At 67.1% G+C, this 17319-nt stretch carries 11 protein-coding genes; 5 read left to right on the top strand and 6 right to left on the bottom strand.

All coding sequences use genetic code 11. From position 1 onward, the window contains the following. Positions 1–46: 46 nt before the first annotated feature. The 4 genes from ACTOWK_RS04485 to ACTOWK_RS04470 all read left to right on the top strand — a co-directional run bounded on the left by ACTOWK_RS04485 (position 47) and on the right by ACTOWK_RS04470 (position 6524). Entirely contained in the window at positions 47–1294 is a 1248-nt protein-coding gene (locus ACTOWK_RS04485; protein ID WP_441328991.1) for an ROK family transcriptional regulator, read from the top strand. Between the two features lie 60 nt (positions 1295–1354). Further along, a complete protein-coding gene (locus ACTOWK_RS04480; protein WP_441328990.1) occupies positions 1355–2470 on the top strand; it encodes a carbohydrate kinase family protein in 1116 nt (371 codons plus the stop codon). A 15-nt stretch (positions 2471–2485) separates the two neighbouring features. Next, on the top strand, positions 2486–3718 hold the full coding sequence (locus ACTOWK_RS04475) for an MFS transporter (RefSeq protein ID WP_441328989.1): 1233 nt from the start codon (positions 2486–2488) through the stop codon (positions 3716–3718). 67 nt (positions 3719–3785) lie between these two features. Further along, entirely contained in the window at positions 3786–6524 is a 2739-nt protein-coding gene (locus tag ACTOWK_RS04470) for a TonB-dependent receptor domain-containing protein (protein WP_441328988.1), read from the top strand. A 108-nt stretch (positions 6525–6632) separates the two neighbouring features. Here the strand turns inward: ACTOWK_RS04470 and ACTOWK_RS04465 are convergent, their stop codons facing one another. Then, the gene (locus ACTOWK_RS04465) at positions 6633–7085 is read right to left on the bottom strand and encodes a VOC family protein (RefSeq protein ID WP_441328987.1); all 453 of its coding nucleotides are present in this window, start codon (positions 7083–7085) and stop codon (positions 6633–6635) included. A 476-nt stretch (positions 7086–7561) separates the two neighbouring features. On the opposite strand from ACTOWK_RS04465, the gene ACTOWK_RS04460 reads away from it, so the two are divergent. After that, a complete protein-coding gene (locus ACTOWK_RS04460; RefSeq protein WP_441328986.1) occupies positions 7562–8215 on the top strand; it encodes a glutathione S-transferase family protein in 654 nt (217 codons plus the stop codon). Between the two features lie 209 nt (positions 8216–8424). On the opposite strand, the gene ACTOWK_RS04455 is transcribed toward ACTOWK_RS04460, so the two are convergent. The 5 genes from ACTOWK_RS04455 to ACTOWK_RS04435 form a co-directional block, all read right to left on the bottom strand. After that, entirely contained in the window at positions 8425–11502 is a 3078-nt protein-coding gene (locus tag ACTOWK_RS04455) for an efflux RND transporter permease subunit (RefSeq protein WP_441328985.1), read from the bottom strand. 1 nt (position 11503) lies between these two features. Then, positions 11504–12838, bottom strand: coding sequence for an efflux RND transporter periplasmic adaptor subunit (locus ACTOWK_RS04450; RefSeq protein WP_441328984.1), 1335 nt, complete (start codon positions 12836–12838; stop codon positions 11504–11506). Beyond that, positions 12835–13797, bottom strand: a complete 963-nt coding sequence (locus ACTOWK_RS04445; RefSeq protein ID WP_441328983.1) for a TauD/TfdA family dioxygenase — start codon at positions 13795–13797, stop codon at positions 12835–12837. The genes ACTOWK_RS04450 and ACTOWK_RS04445 overlap by 4 nt, the downstream gene beginning before the upstream one ends. Before the next feature lie 94 nt (positions 13798–13891). Further along, positions 13892–15718 carry an ABC transporter ATP-binding protein gene (locus tag ACTOWK_RS04440; protein ID WP_441328982.1) on the bottom strand — a complete coding sequence of 609 codons (1827 nt, stop codon included), beginning with the start codon at positions 15716–15718 and terminating at the stop codon, positions 13892–13894. After that, positions 15715–17310, bottom strand: coding sequence for an MBL fold metallo-hydrolase (locus ACTOWK_RS04435; RefSeq protein ID WP_441328981.1), 1596 nt, complete (start codon positions 17308–17310; stop codon positions 15715–15717). The genes ACTOWK_RS04440 and ACTOWK_RS04435 overlap by 4 nt, the downstream gene beginning before the upstream one ends. Positions 17311–17319: the final 9 nt, after the last annotated feature.

Genomic DNA, 17319 nt, shown 5'->3' with positions numbered 1-17319 from the left:
ATAATACGGTGTCTCCCTCCCCTACGCTCAATCGGTTTCAACGCCTATGAACAGTGGTCGCGGCGCCACCCAGCAATCCAGCGCCCCCTACAACCGCCGTCTCGTGCTGGATTTCATCCGCCAGCATGGCGCGGCCTCGCGCAAGGACATCCAGGAAAAGGTCTCGCTGAGCCCGCAAACGGTCGCCAACATCACCAATGAACTGGAATCCATCGGCCTGATCGTCTCGCGCCGGCAAAAAGATCTGAAGACCCGCGGCCAGCCGCCGATCGCCTTCGAGATCAATCCCGACGCCGGCCAGTCCATCGGCATCAGCCTGGAACCGGGCCGCGCCTCGGGCGCGTTGGTGAATCTGTTGGGCCAGATCGATGCTCGCTGCGAGGTGCAGTTGCAGGGCTGCGATCGACCGCAGTTGCTGGCCGGCTTGCTGGAGCTGGTGGCCAAGCTGCGCCGCCAGGCCAATGGCCGGCTGTGGGGCATCGGCGTGGCCCTGCCCGGCCCGCTCGGCGACACCGAACTGAGTTTCGTCGGCCCCACCGCGCTGGAGGGCTGGAAGGACTTGTCCATCCTCGACCAGTTGCAGGAAGCCACCGGCCTGCCCCTGTTCCACAGCGTCGACAGCGTGGCCGGTGCGCTCGGCGAGACCCTGTACGGGGTCGCCAGGCACCTGGACAACTTCTTCTACCTGCACCTGAGCATGGGCCTGGGCGGCTCGCTCATCGTCGGCCGCAACACCTATCGCGGCGCCGACGGCAACGCCACCGAGATCGGCCACGTGCCGGTCGTCCCGGGCGGCACGCCGTGTTACTGCGGTAACCAGGGCTGCCTGGAGCGCTACCTGTCGCTGCATTCGCTCGCCGAGGCGCTAGGCCTGGACGACGGGCAGATCCGTACGCCGGATTTGCTCGACCGCTTGGACGATGCGGCGGACCAACCCCTGCAGCAGTGGTGCCAACAGGCCGCCCAGCGACTGCGCGATGCCATCTGCATGATCGAGAACATGCTCGACCCGCAGACCATCGTCATCGGCGGATCGGCGCCGCAGAAGCTGGTGCAACGCCTGGTCGAGCTGGCCCAGCCCTTGCACCGCTCGGTACGCGGCCGCCCTGCCCCGGAATGGCCCCGGGTGATGATTTCCCAGCGCGAGGAGGACTGTTCGCTGTTGGGCGCCGCGGTGCTGCCCATCCATGAACTGCTCTCGCCGCGCCTGGAAGGCCTGCAGAAAGACGAGCTCGGGGAGCAGACGGCCGAGCTGCTGGGTCATCGCCCGGCCGCTGGAGGGCGTCGCGTTTAATTATACTTCCATTGGATATTATTATTGACAGGGCTAAATCGGGCTGCCTATAGTCGGCCCATGAAGCTAGATCAATCCCAAGCCGGCCCGTCTCAATCCGGCACGCCCCAATCCGACCTGCCCCAACCCGGTGGACCTCAAGCCAGCCCGCCCGAGCTCGGCCCGCCTCGACACGACCCGCCTCGACTCAGCATCGTCGGCGACGTCAGCGTGGACCTGGTCCTGGGCACGCTGGACGGCTGGCCCAAGATCGGCACCGAACAGTTGCTGCCACGCAGCGAACTGCGTGCCGGTGGTTCGGCGGCGAACGCCGCCCTCGCCGCCCGCCACCTCGGCCTGAGCCCGCATCTGATCGGCGCCATCGGCGACGACGACCTGGCGCAGTGGCTGCGGCTGCAATTGGCCGGTATTCGGGTGGAACTGCAGACCTGCGCCAGCGATACCACCGTGTCGGTGGGGCTGATGCATGCCGATGGCGAACGCACCTTCCTGACCAGTTGCGGGCATCTGCAGCATCTGACCCCGTCCTTCGTGCTGGAACACCTGCCGCAGGCGTCGCCCGGCAGCGTCGCCTTGTTCACCGCCCCCTTCCTGCTGCCGGGGCTGCGCGAGGACTTCAGCCGGCTGCTGGCCGCGGCCGCGGCCAAGGGCTACCAGGTCGCGCTGGATACCGGCTGGCCGTCGGAAGGCTGGACGCCCCAAGTGCACCAGGAAGTCGAAGGTTGGCTGGCCCATTGCGACCATCTGCTGGTCAACGAGTTGGAGGCGATGAGCATCGCGAACGGCCAGGACGACGGCCGGGATCTGGAAGACAGCGCGGATGTGGAAGACAACCGAGATCTGGAGCTTGCGGTGCGGCGCGTCGCCCGCCTGCTCAAGCCCGGCGCCCTTCTCATCGTCAAGTTGGGCGTCGCGGGCGCGCTGGGTCACCTCGATGGCCAGAGCATCCGTTACGCCAGCGAGGCGGCCTGCGAAATCTTCGACACCGTGGGGGCCGGCGACAGCTTCAACACCGGCTATCTGGCGGCTCGTCTGAGTCAGACCAGCACGAACCACGCCAACCTGCGCGACGCGCTCGCGGCCGGCTGCCGCACCGCCACCGCGATCCTGCCGCGCTTCCCGCGCAAGAGCATCGCCGCCGGCGAACTCTCCCATTGCCTGCAGCCGCAATCCTGACCCGGAGGCGCGACCATGAAGCACCGGCCGATGATCGTCAGCTACATCCTGCTGATCTGGTTCGCGATCTCCTTCATCACCAATCTGATCGGCCCGCTGATGCCGATCGCCATCCAGGATTTCAAGCTGAGCCTGAGCATGGCCGGCTTCATGCCGTTCTCCTTCTTCCTGGCCTACGGCTTGATCTCGATCCCGGGCGGCATCCTGATCGAAATCCGCGGCACCCGCTTCACTCTGTTTAGCGCCTTCGCGCTGAATTTCATCGGCGCCCTGGCCATCGCGGTGATGCCCGGTTACGTCTCGGTCGTCGCCGGGCTGTTCGTCATCGGCCTGGGCATGGCGCTGCTGCAGGTGGTGATCAACCCGCTGATGCGCACGGCCGCCGGCGAGGAGCACTTCGCCTTCTTCTCGGTGATGGCGCAATTGGTGTTCGGCCTGGCTTCGTTCCTCAGCCCACTGGCCTTCCGGCTCTACATGCAGCGCCCGGAGGTAGAGGGACAGCCGCTGGCTTGGCTGACGTTCTACTGGTACTTCAGCGCCGCCTTCGTACTGCTGGCGCTGCTCAACTACAAGCTGCCGTTGCCGGCGGTGGAACTGAAGGAAGACGAGCGCGCCGGCAGCCGCGAGGCTTACCGCAGTCTGCTGCGACGCCATGACGTGCGCCTGTTCTTCCTGGCCATCGTCGCCTATGTGGGCACCGAGCAGTCCCTCGCCAACTGGATGTCGCAGTTCCTGCACAGCTACCACGGCATGTCGGCCACCGAACAGGGCGCCATTGCGGTCAGCCGCTTCTGGGGCTTGATGTCGCTCGGCTGCCTGGCCGGGCTGGGCTTGCTGAAACTGCTGGATTCGAAGCTGGTGCTGGCGATCTTCTCGGTCCTGGCCATTGCCTGCCTTGCACTGGCGCTGTTCGGCCCTGCAGACCTCTCTCTACTGGCCTTTCCCGCCGCCGGTTTCTTCTTGTCGGTGATGTTCTCGGTGATCTTCTCGCTGGGATTGAATTCGGTCACCCAGCACCACGGCGCGTTCTCGGGAATCTTGTGCAGCGGCATCCTCGGCGGCGCCATCGTGCCGCTGCTGATCGGCTTCATCGCCGACCACTGGGGCCTGCGCGTGGGCTTGTCGCTGGTCTTCATTCCGCTGCTCTACATCCTCAGCGTCAGTGCCTGGGCCAGGCCACTGGTACGCAACCAGACCGTGTACTCCGGCAAGAACTCTCCCGCCTCGAACACTTCCGCCTCGCCCTGATCGGGCAACCGCACCAGTCACTGCGCGAGTCGGCCGGTCCGAGTCGCCGTACAACCAGGAGCCCATAATGAAAAAACATCCCAGCGATGTTCGACCGACCGGCCTCGCCGTCGCGGTGGCAGCGGTATTGATCGGCTGTACAACCTCGCCGGTCCTGGCCCAGTCGAGTGCGACCGAGGAGAGCAAACAGGCCAGCGCCAGCCAAGCCAGCGCTGGGCAGGCTGGGGCCGGACAGGTCGGCGCCGGCGAAGCCGGAAGCACCCCAACTGGCGAAGCCAGAACGACCCTCGAGACCGTGCATGTTTCCGCCACCCGCATCGAATCGGACTTGTTGAAAACGCCGGTGACCGTCACCGCCGTGACCCAGGAAGCGTTGACCCGCGAGGGCATCCGCGACGTACGCGGCCTGTCCGGCAGCATGCCCAATCTGCAGATCGCCGCCGGCCCGGATTCCGGCGTGCAGGTCAGCATCCGCGGCATCGGCGCCAACAACTTCACCGAGATCGGCGACCCGGCCGTGGGCCTGCATGTGGCCGGCCTGTACTCGCCGCGTCCGCAAGGCGCGCTGGCGCTGATGTTCGACGTCGACCAGGTCGAAGTGTTGCGCGGCCCGCAGGGCACGCTGTTCGGCCGCAACTCTACCGGCGGCAGTATCAACATCATTCCGGCCAAGCCGCGCTTCGATTCCAGCTTCGGCAGCGTCGAGGTCGACGTGGGCAGCTACAACCTGCGCCAGCTCAACCTGATCCAGAATATCGCGGTGAACGATCGCTTCGCTCTGCGCCTGTCCGCCACCAAGGTCGAGCGCGATGGCTGGATCGACCAACAGCAGGACTTCACCGACGTCGACATCCCCGAGCGGGGGTTCACCGCCGATGGCATACCCGACGTAGACCAACGCCGCAACAGCAAGGTCGGGCGCGACGAGTATTACTACAACCGCGACGAATGGGCGGTGCGCCTCGCCGCCCGCTTCGCCATCACCGACAACGTCGAATGGCTGCTGGCCTACGAGAAATTCCAGAACTCCGGCGCCGGCCAGGTGGGGCTGAAAGACTGCGACCAGGCCGCCGGCACCCGCTTCGCCTGCCAAGGCGGCAAGTGGGACGTGAAGATCAACGTGCCGGGCAAGACCGACATGTCGATCGACACGGTGCGCTCCAACCTCAACTGGTTCCTCAGCGACAGCAACAGCATCGAATACAGCGTGGCCTTCGCCACCCAGAAGCGCTCGCAGATCGCCGACGACGATGGCGGCTACCACGAGATCCCGTCGCAGGTGACCGCCACCCTTCCGGTACCGCCGGGAGGCGACTGGGGCGTGTGGCCGGTGCGCGACAACACCTCGATCACCCTGGACTCGAAATACAAGTCGTTCGTGCACGAACTGCAGTTCAAGCATCAGGGCGAACGCCTGAAATTGGTGTCGGGCCTGTTCTGGATGCACGAGAAGAACCAGATCGACTATGCCCAGGAAATGCTGGTCAACGCGCCGTACGGCTACCCGATCAGCCAGCTGTATCACCAGCCCAACCGCCAGATCGACGCCAAGGCGATCTTCTCCCAGGCCGACTGGCGCTTCGCCCCCACCTGGACCGCAACCCTGGGCGCACGCTACAGCCGCGACGAAAAAACCGACCGCGGCGGCCAGGTGTACGGCGGTTGGGATGCCGAATCGGCGGCCTACTACAACGGCCTGTATGACCCGGGCACGCCGGGCGAGCCGGGTTTCCGCCCGCACAATGGCCGTGACTTGAGCGAACGGATGGGGCCGTTCGGCGGCATCGATGCCTACAAGCTGTGGGGGCCGCCGGCCGAGAACGAACACTCCGAATCCTGGCGCAAGGTCACTTGGCGCTTGGGCCTGACCAAGGACTTGTCCGATGACGAGATCCTGTTCACTTCGCTGTCCACCGGCTACAAGGCGGGCGGCTTCGGCGACAAGGACGATGCCTGCGGCGGCAAAGTCTGCATCGACGGCCCGCCCGGCCCGCAGTACACCTTCTTCCCGTACCAGCCGGAAACCGTGACCAATTTTGAAATCGGCTACAAGGGCCTGCTGCTGGACAAGCGCCTGAGCCTGTCGGTCACCGCCTTCTACAGCCGCTACAAGGACATGCAGGTGACCGGCGACTTCTATGCCGCCAAGGTTCACGTCAACGAACCCTGCCCGGATTTCGACCCGACCTGCGACGTGATCAAGAAGTGGCAGACCGTCAACGTCGGCACGGTGAACATCCCGGGCCTGGAAGTGGAAGTGGACTACTTGCCCACGCCCAACACCCGTATCGGTGGTTTCTTCTCGTACATCGACAGCAAGATCAAGGACTACCCCAGCTTCAGCGACGAATGGAACTGCGGCGTGCGCGAAGAGTTCGGCGCAGTGCCTTGCCCGGAGCCCTACAGCGGCCCCGACCCGACCCTGGCCGGCCGCCAGATCTACGACATCACCGGCCACCACCTGCCGATGACGCCGAAATTCACCGCAGGGGTCAACGTCTCCCACACCTTCAAGTTCGGCAACGGCTATGAACTGGTGCCATGGCTCAGCGTGAAGTGGCAGGACAAGATGTACTTCACCCTGCGCAACCTCGACAACGCGCATGTTTCCGACGCGCAGGAGGCTTATACGACGGTCGATGCCAGCCTGAGTCTGCGGTCGCCCTCGTTCTGGCGCGCCGAGCTGTACGTGCTCAACGCCACCGACAAGATGACCAAGAATTGGGCCGATGACGCCGGCGGTTTCATCCGCGGCTACTGGAACGATCCGCGCACGGTCGGCCTGCGCGTCCGCTTCGATTATTGATGCGGTCGTTGCAGCGCGAAGCCCCTCTCCCCTGGTGGGAGAGGGGGCGAGACTGGGCAAAATGAACTCGGCAAGCGACTGGATCTGCGCCTCAGCCGTTACATGTCTTCACTGGGGCATTTGCTGCCCTAGCTCTTGGGCAAGGCCGATGAGGATGCCTTCGGGGCCCCGGATATAGCAGAGCCGATACCTGTCTTGGTACTGGACCAGGTTGCCGACGAGCTTCGCGCCGCGTGTGCCGAGCCGGGCGAGCGTATCGTCGATGTCCTCCACGGTGAACATCACGCGCAGGTAGCCGAGGGCGTTCACCGGAGCGCTGCGATGATCGGCGACCACCGGCGGTGCGAGGAATCGGGAGATCTCGAGCCGGCTGTGACCGTCCGGCGTACGCATCATGGCGATCTCGACGCGCATGTCGCGCAACCCGGTGACGCCATCGGCCCAGTCGCCTTCGATCGGGGCACGCCCTTCCAGCTCCAGACCGAGTTCGATGAAAAACTCTACGGCGGCGTCGATGTCTTCGACCACGATGCCGATATTGTCCATGCGCTTGACCGTCATGATGTCTCCTCGGTGTCTGACCCTTGAATGGTGGCCGTCTGAATTAAGCAACCTGAGTTAAAGCCGCCTGAGTCAAAGCCGCGTGACTCAAAGCCGCGCCGCGAAACCGGGGCGGCTTGGACGCCGGCCAGGAGGCGCCCAGTTTGATTGGCATCGACAGTGCGGTGCGCAGCAATCGGGCGACGCCGATGGGAATACCGGCTCGCTCGTCATGGGGCCCGGCCGAAGCCGTCAACAGAGCGGAGCGAGCATGGAGGCCAAGGATAATGTCCCGCCGATGGCTGTAGCCAGACGCATGAGTTCCGGGAGGACGACGGGCCGAGCCCATTCATCGGGCCCACTGCAATCGGGACCGAAGAGGAGCCCCTCCCCGTCCAGGCGCGCCAGCTTTCCGGCCTATGTCGAATTCGGGTCCAGCCGTTCGTCGCCATGGTGAGTGGGCAACCCGCAACCGACTTGACCAGGAGAGCATCGCCATGACCGTCATCATCACTGCCTTTGAACGATCGCCCGACGGCGGCAAAGGATTGGCGCGCGACACGCGCGTGCGCTGGGCGCTGGAAGAGGTGGGCCAGCCCTATGAGGTCCGTCCGGTTTCGTTCGCTGCGATGAAGGAGCCCACGCACCTGCGCTTGCATCCCTTCGGCCAGATTCCCACCTACGAGGAAGGCGATCTCGCCCTGTTCGAAACCGGCGCGATCGTCTTGCATCTCGGGCAAAGCCACCCTGGCCTGTTGCCGCACGACCCCAACGCGCGGGCGCGCGCCATCACCTGGATGTTCGCCGCGCTCAATACCGTGGAACCGTCGATCCTCGACCTGGTCATCGCCAAGTTCCAGGAAGGCGACAAGCCCTGGGCCAAGCAGCGTCTGCCTCTGGTGGAAGATCGCATTCGCCACCGTCTGGTCCAGCTTGCGGCCCGCCTGGGCGATGCCGACTGGCTCGATGGTGCGTTCAGTGCGGGCGACCTGATGATGGTGTCGGTGCTGCTCAGACTGAGGCCATCGGGCATCCTCGACGAATTTCCGGGCCTGGCCGCCTATGTCGCCCGCGGCGAAGCGCGGCCCGCATACCGGCGTGCTTTCGCCGCGCAATGGGCGATCAATGCCGCTCCGCCGCAGGCCGGCTGACGATTCCCGGGACTGCATCGTCCACTTCGATCTCAACGCGCCGAACAATCGGAATCGAAGGCAAGCCGGATCGCAGCCGTCAGGCATTGCCGCACGCTGGTCGACGGGCAACCGGGTCTACCGCGAAGCCGTTGAGCGCCCTGCCGCCCTGCTCTGCCCGACGCTCGACTGCCGCGCCGAAGCGCGCTGTGAGCACGGGGATCGCTGCGCTACCCTGCCCCGCTCAACTCCGGTTCCGCCGTCGACGTGTTGCTGCGCCGGCGCCAGCGCCGCAGCAGCCACTCCTCGGCATCGTCGATCAAAGTGAACGCCGCCGGCACCACCACCAGGCTGAGTACGGTCGAGGAGATCAGGCCGCCGATCAGGGCGATCGCCATCGGCGCGCGGAAGCTCGAGTCGGCCGCCCAGCCCAGCGCGATCGGCAGCATGCCCGCGCCCATCGCCAGGGTCGTCATCAGCACGGCGCGTGCGCGTTTGTGGCAGGCGTCCAGCAAGGCCGCGTGCCGGCTCAAACCAAGCGTGCGCTGGGCGATCACCGCGTAATCCACCAGCAGGATGGAGTTCTTGACCGCGATGCCGATCAGCATGATCAGGCCGATCAGCACCGGCAGCGATACGTCGGTGCCGGTAAGCACCAGCGCCGCGACCGCGCCGGTCACCGCCAGCGGCACCGCCACCAGGATCGTCAGCGGCTGGCTGGCGTGGTTGAACAGCAGCGCCAGCACCCCGTATACGCAGAACAGGCCGGTGACGATGGCGATGGCGAAGCCGAGCATCATCTCGACGAAGATCTTGGCGTTGCCGGCCGCGCGCAGTTCGACCCCCGGCGGCAGCTGGCGCACCGCTTCCAGCGACTTGATCTGTGCGTCGACTACGCCGAGCGCGCGGCCGTTGAGATCCACCGAGAGGGTGACGTTGCGCTTGCGGCCGAAGCGGTCGATCTGCGACGGGCCGCTGCTGGCGGCGATGTCGGCCACCGCCGCCAGCGGCACCGCACCGCCGGCGACGGTGGGCACGCGCAGCTGCGCCAGCAACGCCGGGTCGGACAGCGCGCCGCCGGCGAGCTGGACCCGGATCGGGACCTGCCGTTCGGGCAGGTTGAGCTTGGCCAGGAACTGTTCGTAGTCGCCGCGCGTGGCGACGCGTGCGGCGGCGGCGATGTCGGAGGTGGACACGCCCAGGTCGGCGGCGCGCGCCGGGTCCGGACGCACGACGATTTCCGGGCGCACCAGCGCCGCGGTCGAGGTTACCGCGCCCAGGCCCGGCAGTTGCCGGATCGCGTTCTCGACCTCGCGTGCGGCGCGCGCCAGCGTCGCCGGGTCTTCGCCGGCGAGCAACAGTTGCAGGCCACGACCGGGTTCGCCGCCCTGCAGCCCCACCCGCACGCCGGGCAGATCGCGCAGGCGCGCGAGCACTTCGGCTTCGAGCTGCTGTTGGTTGCGCTCGCGTCGCTCGCGCCATTTCAGCGTCAGCGTGGCCTTGCGCACCTCGTCGGTGGCCGGCCCGCCCTCGCCGCTGCCGGCGCCGGCGGTGATGAAGACGTGGGCGATCTCCGGCAGTGAGGCGATGCGCTGGCGCGCGTCCTCGGCCGCGGCGCGGGTGGCGGCCAGCGGCGTGCCGGGCGCCAGTTCCAGCAGCACGCTACTCTGGTCGCCGTCGTCGGCGGGAATGAAGGTGGTCTGCAGCAGCGGCAGCGCCACCAACGACAGCACGAACAGCGCCGCCGACAGCAGCACGGTCTTGCCGCGATGGCGCAGGGCGCGGTCGGCCCAGCGCAGGTACCAGCGCATCGTCGCCGAATCTTCGTTGCGCTGCCGCGCCGGCTTGAGCATGAAGGCGGCCATCATCGGCGTCACCAACCGCGCCACCAGCAACGAGAACAGCACCGCGGTGGCCGCGGTCCAGCCGAACTCGCGGAAGAACTTGCCCGGAATGCCGGGCATGAAGGCGACCGGAATGAACACCGCCGCGAGCGTGCACGAGGTGGCGATCACCGCCAGGCCGATTTCGTCGGAAGCTTCCAACGCTGCGGCCTTCGGCGACTTGCCCAGGTGCAGGTGGCGGTCGATGTTCTCGACCTCGACGATGGCGTCGTCGACCAGGATGCCGACCACCACCGCCAGCGCCAGCAGGCTCACCACGTTGAGGCTGAAACCGAGCCAGTGCATCGCCGCGAAGGTCGGCACGATCGACAACGGCAGTGCGATCGCGGCGATGAAGGTTGCCCGCCAGTCGCGCAGGAACCACCACACCACCAGGGTCGCCAGCAAGGCGCCTTCCCACAGCATCTGCATCGAGGAGCGGTACGAGGCCTCGACCGCGGTCGTGGTCGAGGCGACTTCGGTGAAGCGCAGCCGCGCCTGCTTGCGCAGCGCCGCTACCTCGGCGCGCACCGCGCGGCCCACCTCGACTTCGCTTGCGCCGAGGGTGCGCTGCACCGCGAAGCCGATCGCGGGACGTCCGTCGAGGCTCGCGGCCTGGGTCGGTTCGGCCCCGCCGTCGCGCACGTCGGCGATGCTTGACAGTCGCACCTGGCGTCCGTCGGCGGTAAAGATCGAATAGTCGGCCAGATCGGCGGGCACCGCGACGGTGCCGATGGTGCGCACGGCCTGTTCGCCGCCGCCGAGCGTAGTGCGGCCGCCGGGCTGTTCCTGCTGGATGTCGGCCAACTGCCGCGACAACAGCGCAGGGCTGACCCCCAACGCCTGCACCGCCTCGGGCCGCAGTTCGACCCGCACTTCGCGGTCGACGCCGCCGATGCGCCGCACCGCGCCGACCCCGGGCAGGCCGAACAGGCGCTTGGCCACGGTGTCGTCGATGTACCAGCTCAGCTCTTCGTCGCTCCAGCCATCGGCGGCGACGGCGAACACCACCACGTCGCTGCTTTCGACCTCTTCCAACACCACCGCCGGCGCTTCGATGTCCTTGGGCAGGTCGGCGCGGATGCGTTCGACCGCATCGCGCACCTGTTCCTTGGCGAGGTTGCCGTCGCGACGCAGGTCGAAGCGGACATTGGTGGTCGAAACGCCCTCGTTGACGATGGAGCGCATCTCGTCGATATGCGGCACGCTCGCCAGCGCATCCTCGACCTTGCGGGTGACCTGGGTTTCCAGGGTGCTCGGCGAAGCGCCGGGCAGACTGACGGTCACGGTCACGGTGGGCACGCTGATGTCGGGCAGCTCCGAGATCGGCAGGCGCAGGAAACCGAGCAGGCCGGCCGCGCTGAGCAGCACGAACGCGAGGATCGCCGGTAGCGGGCGGTGGATCGACCAGGCCGAAAAGTTCATGTCATCTCACTGTGCTGCTCGAGGCATCGGCAGTGCCGCGGCGGTGCGTGCTCGAAGCCGCGGCACCGCGGCTGGGCGTGCCTGAAGCCGCGGAACCGCGGCTGTATTTGTTCGAAGCCGCTGCGCCGCCGCGGCCGGTATCCACCACCCGCACGACGTCGCCGTCGCCGAGGAAGCCGGCACCGCGGGCGATGACGCGGTCGCTGGCGCGCAGGCCTTCGCGCACGTCCACGTAGTCGCCGGCGACCGCGGCGGTAAGGATGCGGCGCGCACGTGCGCGGTTGCCGCCTTCGACCACGTAGGCATAAGCGCGGCCGTCGCGCTGGACCACCGCCGCCAACGGAATGGTCAGGCTGGGCGCGCTGCCCAGTTCGATCGCGCCGGAGGCGAACATGCCCGCGCGCATCGGGCCGGGCAGCGGCAGATCGACGTAGACCACCCCGGTGCGGCGGCGCGGATCGAGCGCCGGTGCGACCTGGCGTACGCGGCCTTCGACCGCGACGCCGTCCGGTCCGCTCAAGCGCACCGGCATCCCCGGCGCGATCCGGATCAGTTCGGCTTCGGACAATTCCGCGCGCCATTCCAGGCGGCGGTCGCGGATCAGCCGCAGCAACTCGCCATCGGCGCCGGTCACCTGCCCCGGCTGCACGCTGCGCGCGGAGACCACGCCGTCCTGCGGCGCACGGATCTCGGTGAAATCCAATTCCACCTTCGCTGCATCCAGGCCCGAACGCATCGTACGCAGCTGCGCCTGCGCGCTCGCGGCTTCGGCCTGGGCCTGGTCGGCGTCCTGTTGCGAAACGAAGTGCTGCAGCGCCAGCTCGCGCGTGCGTCGTGCGCGCTTGGCCGCGACCTCGGCATTGGCCTCGGCCTGGGCCACCGCGGCTTCCGACTGCGCGGCCCTGGCCCGCAGGGTACGTGCGTCCAGCCGCAGCAACACATCGCCGCGGCGCACCGTGTCGCCGACTTCGACCCGCACCTCGGTCACGCGCAGCCCCGCGACTTCGGCGCCGACCGCGATTTCCTCCCAGGCCGCGATCGCGCCGGACGCCTTGACCTCGCGCGCCAGCACTTGCACCCGCGGGCTGATGGTTTCCACGGTCAGACTCGGCGTGGCGGCATTGGCTGCGGCATTGGCGGGCGGAGCGACCTCGTCGCAGCCGCCGAGCGCGAACGCGACGCACAGCGCGGCGATCGCACTGGCGATGGCGAGGCCGCCGCGCGGCGAAGCGCGAGGCCAACCGTCGCAGGTCGGCCCGAGCTGTGGCGATATCGGCCTTGGCGGTGTCGGCTGCGGCGGCGCCTTCGCGCTGGCCGCCGGCGTGGCGGCGCTCATGCGCGCTGGCGCATCTGGGCCATGCCGACCAGGACCTTACGCGCGCCCGAGTACGGCTGCCGGCCATGGGTAAAGAGCATGTTGTCGAGCAGGACCACGTCGTCCTTTTGCCAGTCGAAATGGAACTTGACCTCGTCGTAGACGGCGCGGATGCGCTCCAGATCCTCGACCTCGATCGGCGACCCGTCGCCGAAGTAGACGTTGCGCGGCAGATCCTCCGGCGCGTACAGCGACAGCATGTCGCGCGCGACGTCCTCGGCCAGGCCCGACACGTGGAACAAATGGGCCTGGTTGAACCAGACCTTTTCGCCGGTGACCGGATGCACTTCGGTGGCCGGCGTGGTCTGCTTGGTGCGCAGGCCGTTGTCGCCGGTCCATTCGAAGGCGATGCCGTTGCCGCGGCAGAAGGCTTCGACTTCGGCACGGTCCTCGGTCTGGAACACCTCGCTCCACGGCAGGTCGACGTTGCCGTAGTTGCGCACGTACTGCAGTTGCTTGCTCTCGAATTTTTCGACGATGTCCGGCGGAATCCGCGCCAATACCGCGCGGCTGTCGGCCAGCGGCGTGGCCCCGCCCGCCCCCGCCGCCGGCGGCACCATGCACAGAAAGCCGATGTGCATCGCCCACACGTTCGCGTACGAGGATTCGTTGTGCTGCGGGATGGTCTCGCTGGGGTGGTACTCGGTGGCGGTGTAGACGTTGCCGCCGAGCTTGGTGCGCGGCGTGGATCGGTAGGTGTATTCGGCCAGATCGTCCCCGAACAGGGTTTCCAGCAGCTGGCCGAACTGCTTGGTGCCGTGGAAGCGCAGGCCGCGGATCACCAGCGCGCCGCGCTCGTGCAGCAACGCCTGGATCTCCGCGCGGTTGTGCTCGGCCCAGGCCTGCGATTGGGTTTGCGCCGGGACTTGCATCAGCAGTTCGCGTCCGGCGACTTGTTGAAGTTGGTTGCGCATGCTCATGGAATGGTCTCGCGTTGATTTTTTCGGGAACGTGTTCGATTGGTCGGGTTCGATCGGAGCCGGTTCGATCGGAGCCGGTTCGACCCGCGGCGGCTCAGTCCGAGCCGGCTTCGGCCAGGATCGGTTCGCCCGGCAGCCGCTCGGCCGGCGTCGGTACCGCGGAGTCGGCGCCCGGCTTGCGGAACTGACGCGCGACCAGGCGCGCATAGCGGGTATGCGTGGCGAGCAGTTCCTCATGGGTGCCGCAGCCGGAGATCCGTCCTTCTTCGAGGAAATAGATCCGGTCGGCATGGATGACCGTAGCCAAGCGGTGGGCGACCACGATATTGGTGCGGCCCTGCATCAGCGACTCCAGCGCCAGCTTGACCTGATGCTCGGTCTCGCTGTCCAGGCTCGAGGTGGCCTCGTCGAGGATCAGGATGTCGGGATTGCGCAGGAACATGCGGGCGATGGCGATGCGCTGGCGCTGGCCGCCGGACAGGTTGGAACCCTGTTCGCTGAGCACCGTGTCCAGCCCCTGCGGCATCTGCTCGATGAAATCCAGCGCGCCGGCCTGGTCGGCGGCCAGGCGCACCAGTTCGTCGGGGAATTCGCCGTGCAGACCGTAGAGGATGTTGTCGCGCACCGTGCCGGGCATGATCGGCGCGCTCTGCGCCACGTAACCGATGCGTTCGCGCCACGGAGCCAGGGCGAATTCGCCGATCGGCCTGCCGCCGTAGAGGATGGCGCCTTCGCTGACGGCGTAGAAGCGCTCGATCAGGGCCAGGATCGTGCTCTTGCCGTTGCCGCTGGCGCCGACCAGGGCGCTGGTGGTGCCGGGCCGGAACGAGAGGTTGATCCCGTGCAGCACCCTCGCCTCGCGCCCCGGATAAGCGAAGGACACGTCGCGGAATTCCAGTGCAGCGCGAGCTTCGCCGGGCGTCTCGCCGGCCATGGCCTCCTCCGGGTCCTGCAACAGTGCGGCGATGCGGGTGGAGGCGCCGCGCGCCTTCTGCAGCTCTTCGAGAAAAGTGGTCAGTTGGATCAGCGGCACGGCGACGTTGAAGATGTACAGGATGAACGCCGTCAGCGTGCCGATGCTGATGCTGCCGGTACTGACCCGCGAGCTGCCGTAGATCAGGATCACCATGATCGCGGCGGTCAGCGACAGACTGATCAGCGGCCCGAGCACCGCACTGATCTTGGTTACCTCGATGCCGAGCCGGCGGATGTCCTGGATCTCCTGGCGGCTGCGTTCGCGCTCGCGCCCCTCGGCGGTGAAGGCCTTGACCAGACGAATCTCCGACAACACGTGGGTGAGAATGCCGCCCAAGCGCGCAGTGCGGTCCTGGGTGCTCAGCGCGAGCTTTTCCAGCACCGCGACCAGCGGCAGCACCACGCCGAAGGCCAGCACGATGCAGCCCAGCACGGTCAGGGTGAGCCGCGCGTCGAGCCAAAGCAGCACACCGATCGAGCCGGTCAGGATCAGCACGCCGCTGAGCAGGTTGACCGCCTGGCGCGTGGCCAGTTCGGAGATCGACTGGCAATCGTTGAGCACGCGGCTGACCCGCTCGCCGGTGCTTTGGGTGTCGTACGCGGCCACCGGCAGGCGCAGCAGTTTGTCGACCAGCAGGCTGCGCAGCGATGCGATCAGGTCGTGGCCGACCCGGCCGAGCAGGAACGCCGACAAGGCCGAGGCGATCGCCGCGGTCAGCATCACCACCGTTACCAGCACGACGCTGTCGCGGTCGATCGAGCCCTGGGCGAGTTGATCGACCAGGCGCCGGGTCAGCACCGGAAAGCCGAGCGTGCCGGCGACCGAGACCAGGGTCATCGCCGCCGCCGCGGCCAACAGCGGCAGCGACGGCCCGGCCCGGCGCAGCAGCCCCCACAACGCCTGCAGGGACGAGCGGGACGGGTTTACAGCGGGCGCTGCGCTCACAGCATCAGCTCCCTCTTGCCGTACAGCACTTCGGCCCGACCGCCCTGTCCGCGCACGGTCGACTCGAGGAGGCGCGCCTCCTTGAACTGCGGCAGTTCCTCCGAATACAGAATGCTGGTGATGTGGGTCAGCCACGGCTCGGCGCCCATGGCGTAGACGAAGATGCGCTCGGGTTCGAAATAGCGGTGCATCTCCAGCGCCTTGGCCGCGTCGCAGCCATCCAGACGCCGCGACTGGTCTTCGCCGCGGGTCAGCATCTTCTGCAACAGCGGGCCGTACAGCCAGGTCGCCGGCGCGCCGACGCATTCCATGCCCAGGAACAGACAGTCGATGCGCGGCATCAGCTTCTTCAGCGGCGCGTAGAACTCCGGCACCGGCGGGTTGGAGTCGGCGAAGAACAGGCAGTTGGCCTCGTGCATCTGCACGCCGAAGGCGAGCTTGGAGCGAATGTCCAGGTCGGCATGCTCGCCGTAGAACGGCGCACCGACGATGCGGCCGTGCTCGAACTCGATGGTTTCGTACTCGCCGAGCTCGATCACCCGCTCGAAACCGCAGTAGTGCAGCATCAGCTTGAGCGAGACGTCCGGCAGATGGCCGCCGCCGGCGCGCCCGACCACCACCTGGCCGACCTTGCTGCGCAGGCGCAGCAGGGTTTCCAGCACAATGTGGTCCTGGTGCGGATGGGTGATCAGCACGTAGTCGATACGATCGGGCAGATCGTCGAAGGTGAAATGGTCCAGGGTCGATTCGCCCGGATAACTGATCAGCGGATCGACCAGCACGCTGACGCCGGCGCATTCCATCAGCACGCAGGCATGACCGAAGTAGCGCACCCGCACCTGCCCCGGTGTCAGCTCGTCGGCGCGGGTTCGCGTGGGATGCTCGATGAACATGTCCTCGAGCAGCGGCAGGTCGCGGTCCGGCGCCTCGAGGTAGGGACGCAGCATCTCGCGCAGGTCGTCGATGTCGTGGGTGCCGGCGCTCATGTGGGTCCACAGCGCGTCGCCGAACGGCAGGCGCAGCTCGACCGAACCGGGTTGGCGACGGATCTGCGGCGTGCTCAGCACGAAGGTGCGCGGCTCGTAGCTGGCCTTCTCCAGGATGCAGGTCTGCAGCGAGGTGTCGTACAGCGAGCTGTCGTAGAACACCTTCTCGATGATGCGCGCGACCGGGTTCTTGCACACGTCGTAGGACAGCTCGACGCCGGGCCGGATCAGTTCGTCCACCTGCGAATACAGCCCAGGCACGCCCGAGCCCTTGGCCTGCGTCTGCAGCATCTGGTACATGCCGTTGATCGCCTGCGCGCCGCGCAGCTGGTTGGCGCAACGTTCGCGGGTGGAGTCGCGGAACCGGGCCATGTCGGCCGGGTCGCCGGTGTAGTTGATGAAAGGCCCGCCGGTGAGTTCGGGAATCTTGACCGATTCCAGGTGCTGGGAGGGGTCGTCGACGAAGGATTCCAGCAGGTCCAGGTGATAGCGGGTGTAGTGTCCGAACGTGGACGGCGCGACCAGGTACATGTGCGCGAACCACGAATTCACCAGCGGGATGCTGCGCACTCCCGGGGCGAGCGACTTGAAGGTCTTCTGGAGCATGACGGTCCT

Source organism: Lysobacter sp. CA196 (assembly GCF_052078695.1).
Classification (GTDB): Bacteria; Pseudomonadota; Gammaproteobacteria; order Xanthomonadales; family Xanthomonadaceae; genus Lysobacter.
This window is presented reverse-complemented; position numbering and strand designations above follow the sequence as displayed.